The sequence below is a fragment of the Microcoleus sp. D3_18_C4 genome (assembly GCF_036702355.1).
Classification (GTDB): domain Bacteria; phylum Cyanobacteriota; class Cyanobacteriia; order Cyanobacteriales; family Microcoleaceae; genus Microcoleus.
In genome coordinates, this window is the sequence record NZ_JAUBTF010000138.1 from 1 (window position 1) to 4782 (window position 4782).

Consider the following 4782-nt stretch of genomic DNA (forward strand, 5'->3'; position numbering starts at 1 on the left):
AACGGCTCTCCAACATATTGATACTTAAACTCCTCTTGGGGTGGTGCGCCACAGGCGCACCCCCTGAACGGTTACGATTTTCATATACCTCAATCTCGTCAGAAATTTCCGAGTAAAGGCAATCAGGAACTTGAAGATAGAGGTGGTAAATGTCTTGGCCGAATTCTTCCCGACACCAGTCGATACTATACTCTGCATTTGCTAGGATAGCCACCTGACGCACGGAACCTTCTGACGCAAATAGGCTTGCGCTTGTCGCCAGAAGAGCTTCAATATCATTAATGAGTCTGCGACTTGGGTTTGAGGTCATGCGAAGGTATTATAATTCTTAGAGTAAGAACATCACAAAACATCGCCCTACAGCAATAGATTAAAAAAACAGAGGGCGGGTGGGTGCATAAAAGTTGACTGCAAAAGTCAAATTTTATGCTCTAAACCCGCCCTCGCAAAACTCCCTTAATAAGCGTCTTGCAATTCGTAGAAATCAGGGGAAATGTAATCTTTCCGCAGTGGCCAGCCTACCCAATCTTCGTTCATCAAAATCCGTTTCAGATTCGGATGTCCTTCGTAGACAATGCCGTACATATCGTAGGATTCCCGCTCTTGAAAGTCGGCCGCTTTCCAAATCCAGTAGACTGATGGCACTCTCGGATCGTCGCGGGGGATGAATACTTTGACGCGGACTTCTTCGGGATGGGAAGCATTATCTGTCAGCTTAGCCAAGTGGTAGACGCTGACTAAATCTTCTCCCGGCCCTTGGTCGTAGGCGCACTGGCACTGCATATAATTAAACCCGTAGGCATACAGTGCTGTTGACATCGGAATTAAGAAGTCTCGATCGACCTTTAATATCTCCACGCCCAAATTATCGGCCGCTAAAGCTTCGTGTTCAAAGCCATTCTGAGTCAACCACTGGGAAACCTTCCCGGCTTCAACAATTGAGGTTTCTGTCTCAGCCACGGTTTACCTCCTGTTTTTGTCCTGCAAGCAAAGCCGGCGGTACTGGCATTCCCATTGCTTCGGTCAATTCTTTCGGTGGCGCCATCCGGCCGGGAACTGACAAATATTTGCCGTCCAAAATGTCGTCTACTACCTTCATTTTGTGGGGTCTGGTGTAGTAGCGGTGGGTTGGGAGCAAATTGGCCCGTTCTTGCATGGAATCGTTGGCGATTTTTTTCCGCAGTTTGATAATTGCGTCAATAATCGCTTCTGGGCGAGGGGGACAGCCGGGGATGTACACGTCTACGGGAATCAGTTTGTCAACGCCTCTGACTGCTGTCGTGGAGTCTACGCTGAACATTCCGCCGGTGATGGTGCAAGCACCCATCGCGATCACGTATTTGGGTTCCGGCATTTGTTCGTACAGCCGCACCAAGATGGGGGCGTACTTCATGGTAATTGTGCCGGCGGTGATGATCAGGTCGGCTTGCCGGGGACTCGATCGCGGTACTAAGCCGAATCTGTCGAAGTCGAAGCGCGATCCGATCAAAGCTGCAAATTCGATGAAGCAGCAAGCGGTACCGTAAAGCAGCGGCCACAGGCTCGAAAGTCTCGCCCAATTGTAGAGGTCATCAACCGTAGTTAGGATGACGTTCTCTGATAATTCGGATGTGACTTCAGGGCGAATAGCGGGGTTGACAATTAGAGGTTTTTGTGATTTGTCAGAACTTAAGACCATTCCAAGGCTCCTTTGCGCCATGCATAGACAAGAGCAATAACGAGGATCGTGATAAAAAACAAGGCTTCGATGAAAGCCAACAGTCCTAGCTGGTTGAAAGCAACCGCCCAAGGATAGAGGAAGACGGTCTCTACGTCGAAGATGACGAAGACTAGCGCGAACATATAATATCTGATGTTGAACTGAATCCAGGCTCCGCCGATCGGCTCGACGCCAGATTCGTAGGTAGTGCGTCGGTCGTAGGGACGACTTTTGGGCCGCAGTACCTTAGACGCCGTGAGGGCGAGGATAGGGACTAGGCTGGAAATTAACAGGAAGCCTAAGAAATACTCGTAGCCGCTGAGTGCAAACACGGTGAATAATTACTGCCTAGGTGAAAGGGTTCTGTAACTTGTCTGTTACATTATATAGATTTTGGGTAGCTAAAATTACGAGTTAGTTGAGATTAATCCTCCATCTTCTGCAATAATTTTTAATGTATATTTTAAGATTAGCTTACCTACTCTTTTTGAGCTATGAGCGATCGAGCCACTGAAACCAAAACCCTCGATCGGCACGAGTGCCGCGCCTGCGGCTACGTCTACGATCCGAAAAAAGGGAATCCTAAAAATGACATTGCCCCTGGCACGGCTTTTGAAGATTTGCCCCAAACTTGGGTCTGTCCCGTTTGCGGGGCGCGCAAGTCGGTGTTTCAAAATCTCGGTCAGCAGGAAGGGGTATCGGGATTTAAGGCAAATCAGCGCTACGGTGTCGGTGTCAACGGCATGACCGAAGGTCAGAAAAGTTTGCTGATTTTTGGCGGCTTGGTCGTTGGTTTCTTGTTGTTACTTAGTATGTATGGTTTGCAGTAAAACGATTGTGAGATTTTGGCAACGAATTGTAATGTTATTGGCGGCTGCGCTCATCTGTACGAGTTGCAGCACCATCGGTTCTGTGAGTTACAACCCCTGGCAAGTGATTTCCTTGCCGACGGAAGCTAATTTGCAGGATATTGCCTTTACGGGCAATCCTCAGCACGGCTGGGTTGTGGGTTCTGAGGCGACTCTGCTCGAAACGCTCGACGGTGGTACTAGCTGGAAGCCTGTAGCACTGGATATCGACGATCCGAGGTCGCGTTTTGCATCGGTGAGTTTTTCGGGTTCCGAAGGCTGGATTGTCGGCCAGCCTTCTGTTTTGCTCCATACAGAAGATGAGGGCAAGTCTTGGACGCGGATTGCTTTGAGCTCTCAGTTGCCCGGTTCTCCGAGTACGATCGCGGCTTTGGGCCCGAATTCTGCCGAGATGACGACCGATGTCGGGGCGATTTACCGGACTTCTGACGGCGGCAAAAATTGGAAAGCTGTCGTGCAGGATTCTTTTGGGGTAGTTCGCAATATCAACCGTTCTGAAAACGGGCAGTATGTTGCGGTTTCCTCAAAGGGCAATTTCTACTCGGTGTGGAAACCAGGACAAGAAGCTTGGGAACCTCACAACCGCAATAGTTCTCGCCGCTTGCAAAATATGGGCTTTACCAAGGATGGGCGTTTGTGGATGCTCGCCCGCGGCGGTCAGATTCAGTTTAGCGACCCGTCCAATCCTGAAGGTTGGGGAAAACCGTTTTTTCCCGATCGCAAGGCGAGTTGGGGTTTGCTGGACATGGCTTACCGGACTGATAATGAAGTTTGGGTAGCCGGTGGCGGCGGCAATTTGCTGTGCAGTTTGGACGGCGGGAAAACTTGGCTAAAAGACCGCGAAGTAGAAGATGTTCCCGCTAATTTTTACAGGATTGTCTTTATGGGCCCCGATCGCGGATTTGTGATCGGCGCGAGCGGTACTCTACTTAAATATCAAGGTTCAGCGCAAGCTGCTTGATAGTAGAATAGTAATAGAGATTGTCTGTCAATTTGTTGTTGAAAGGAGGATTCTAAATGGCTGGTACAACTGGAGAACGTCCGTTTGGGGACATTATTACAAGTATCCGTTATTGGGTAATTCACAGCATCACCATTCCGGCTTTGTTTATTGCTGGATGGCTGTTTGTGCAAACGGGTTTGGCTTACGATGCTTTCGGAACTCCTCGCCCTAACCAGTATTTCACACCGCAGCGGGAAGAAGTGCCGATTATTTCGGATCGCTTTGAAGCTAAGAAACAAGTAGATCAGTTCATTGCCAAGTAATTTAACAAGGATTTGGAAAAATGACGAGCAGAACCCCAAATAATGAGCCAATTTCGTATCCGATTTTTACGGTGCGCTGGTTGGCAGTTCATACTTTAGGTGTCCCAACAATTTTCTTTTTGGGCGCGATCGCAGCAATGCAATTTATTCAACGATAGGAGTTTACAATGCCTGAGCGCGTTCCTAATCCCAACGAGCAGCCTGTTGAGTTAAACCGGACTTCTTTGTATTTGGGTTTGTTGCTGATTTTTGTTTTGGGTATTTTGTTTTCCAGTTATTTCTTTAATTAACTGGTGTCTGAGTTTGCTTTCGATAGTTCGATCGTCGAATTTGTTTAGCTGTAAATTAGTGAGGTGATGGCTATGTTTAGTGAAAGTGGCAGAATTCCTTTGTGGCTGGTAGCTACTGTTGCAGGCCTCGGTGTTCTCAGCATTGTGAGTCTTTTCTTCTACGGTGCTTATGCCGGTTTGGGTTCTTCGATGTAAGAAGAATCAAGCTGATTTTCGGCTTAAAACCCCCCTTTTTCAAGGGGGGTTTTAATTATGCAAATTGTGTTGGTAAATGGGGGATAACTGTTATCGATAGTGTGAATTTTTTGGCCAGTTTATGATATAAGTTCCGGTGGCACCGGAATTATTGTTGACTGTTGACTGTTAACTCGGGGTCGAAAAACTGAATGATAGTTGAGTATTGACTGTTAATTCGATTTTACAATTCCGATGCTAGCGGAGTTGATATGAGAATTTAATCCGGCGTTGTCAGATGGGGATTTTTGGTGGTTGGGTGGAGATTTGCTCAATCAACTGCTGGCATTGCGGGTTCACCAATAACCCCAAAATCGATCGCCATTAGCCGACGATCACTAAGAGAGCATTCGTAACAAGTTAGAAGGGAGTATATTTTGTCAATACCTCTTTGTATAGAAATCTAAGTGAATAATAATGATAA

Annotated in this window: 10 protein-coding genes; 6 read left to right on the top strand and 4 right to left on the bottom strand. The window is 47.4% G+C overall.

Annotated features, from left to right (window positions below):
• From QUA90_RS29990 to ndhC, 4 genes are all read right to left on the bottom strand, one after another.
• Nucleotides 1-310: hypothetical protein (locus QUA90_RS29990; RefSeq protein ID WP_333448752.1), on the bottom strand; the 310-nt coding region annotated here is incomplete at its 3' end.
• A gap of 146 nt (nt 311-456) precedes the next feature.
• A complete protein-coding gene (locus tag QUA90_RS29995; protein WP_333223573.1) occupies nt 457-960 on the bottom strand; it encodes an NAD(P)H-quinone oxidoreductase subunit J in 504 nt (167 codons plus the stop codon).
• Nucleotides 953-1678, bottom strand: coding sequence for a photosynthetic/respiratory NAD(P)H-quinone oxidoreductase subunit K (gene ndhK / locus QUA90_RS30000; RefSeq protein ID WP_333084553.1), 726 nt, complete (start codon nt 1676-1678; stop codon nt 953-955). The genes QUA90_RS29995 and ndhK overlap by 8 nt, the downstream gene beginning before the upstream one ends.
• Entirely contained in the window at nt 1669-2031 is a 363-nt protein-coding gene (gene ndhC / locus QUA90_RS30005) for a photosynthetic/respiratory NAD(P)H-quinone oxidoreductase subunit C (protein ID WP_006635500.1), read from the bottom strand. Before ndhC ends, ndhK begins: the two co-directional genes overlap by 10 nt.
• Before the next feature lie 162 nt (nt 2032-2193).
• On the opposite strand from ndhC, the gene QUA90_RS30010 reads away from it, so the two are divergent.
• From QUA90_RS30010 to QUA90_RS30035, 6 genes are all read left to right on the top strand, one after another.
• Nucleotides 2194-2529 (top strand): rubredoxin, encoded by a 336-nt coding sequence (locus tag QUA90_RS30010; RefSeq protein ID WP_333323360.1) that lies wholly within the window; start codon nt 2194-2196, stop codon nt 2527-2529.
• Nucleotides 2516-3529, top strand: coding sequence for a photosynthesis system II assembly factor Ycf48 (locus QUA90_RS30015; protein WP_333323362.1), 1014 nt, complete (start codon nt 2516-2518; stop codon nt 3527-3529). Before QUA90_RS30010 ends, QUA90_RS30015 begins: the two co-directional genes overlap by 14 nt.
• A 56-nt stretch (nt 3530-3585) precedes the next feature.
• Entirely contained in the window at nt 3586-3834 is a 249-nt protein-coding gene (psbE, locus tag QUA90_RS30020) for a cytochrome b559 subunit alpha (RefSeq protein WP_006635503.1), read from the top strand.
• A 20-nt stretch (nt 3835-3854) separates the two neighbouring features.
• Nucleotides 3855-3992, top strand: a complete 138-nt coding sequence (gene psbF / locus QUA90_RS30025; RefSeq protein ID WP_006635504.1) for a cytochrome b559 subunit beta — start codon at nt 3855-3857, stop codon at nt 3990-3992.
• Nucleotides 3993-4001: 9 nt separating this feature from the next.
• On the top strand, nt 4002-4124 hold the full coding sequence (locus QUA90_RS30030; RefSeq protein WP_015176850.1) for a photosystem II reaction center protein L: 123 nt from the start codon (nt 4002-4004) through the stop codon (nt 4122-4124).
• Between the two features lie 72 nt (nt 4125-4196).
• The gene (locus tag QUA90_RS30035) at nt 4197-4319 is read left to right on the top strand and encodes a photosystem II reaction center protein J (RefSeq protein ID WP_006635506.1); all 123 of its coding nucleotides are present in this window, start codon (nt 4197-4199) and stop codon (nt 4317-4319) included.
• Nucleotides 4320-4782: the final 463 nt, after the last annotated feature.

Bases quoted from the DNA above. Each gene is read 5' to 3' on its own strand.
- ndhK (WP_333084553.1), bottom strand. From the start codon at position 1,678: ATGGTCTTAAGTTCTGACAAATCACAAAAACCTCTAATTGTCAACCCC.
- QUA90_RS30010 (WP_333323360.1), top strand. From the start codon at position 2,194: ATGAGCGATCGAGCCACTGAAACCAAAACCCTCGATCGGCACGAGTGC.
- QUA90_RS30015 (WP_333323362.1), top strand. From the start codon at position 2,516: ATGGTTTGCAGTAAAACGATTGTGAGATTTTGGCAACGAATTGTAATG.
- psbE (WP_006635503.1), top strand. From the start codon at position 3,586: ATGGCTGGTACAACTGGAGAACGTCCGTTTGGGGACATTATTACAAGT.
- psbF (WP_006635504.1), top strand. From the start codon at position 3,855: ATGACGAGCAGAACCCCAAATAATGAGCCAATTTCGTATCCGATTTTT.
- QUA90_RS30030 (WP_015176850.1), top strand. From the start codon at position 4,002: ATGCCTGAGCGCGTTCCTAATCCCAACGAGCAGCCTGTTGAGTTAAAC.
- QUA90_RS30035 (WP_006635506.1), top strand. From the start codon at position 4,197: ATGTTTAGTGAAAGTGGCAGAATTCCTTTGTGGCTGGTAGCTACTGTT.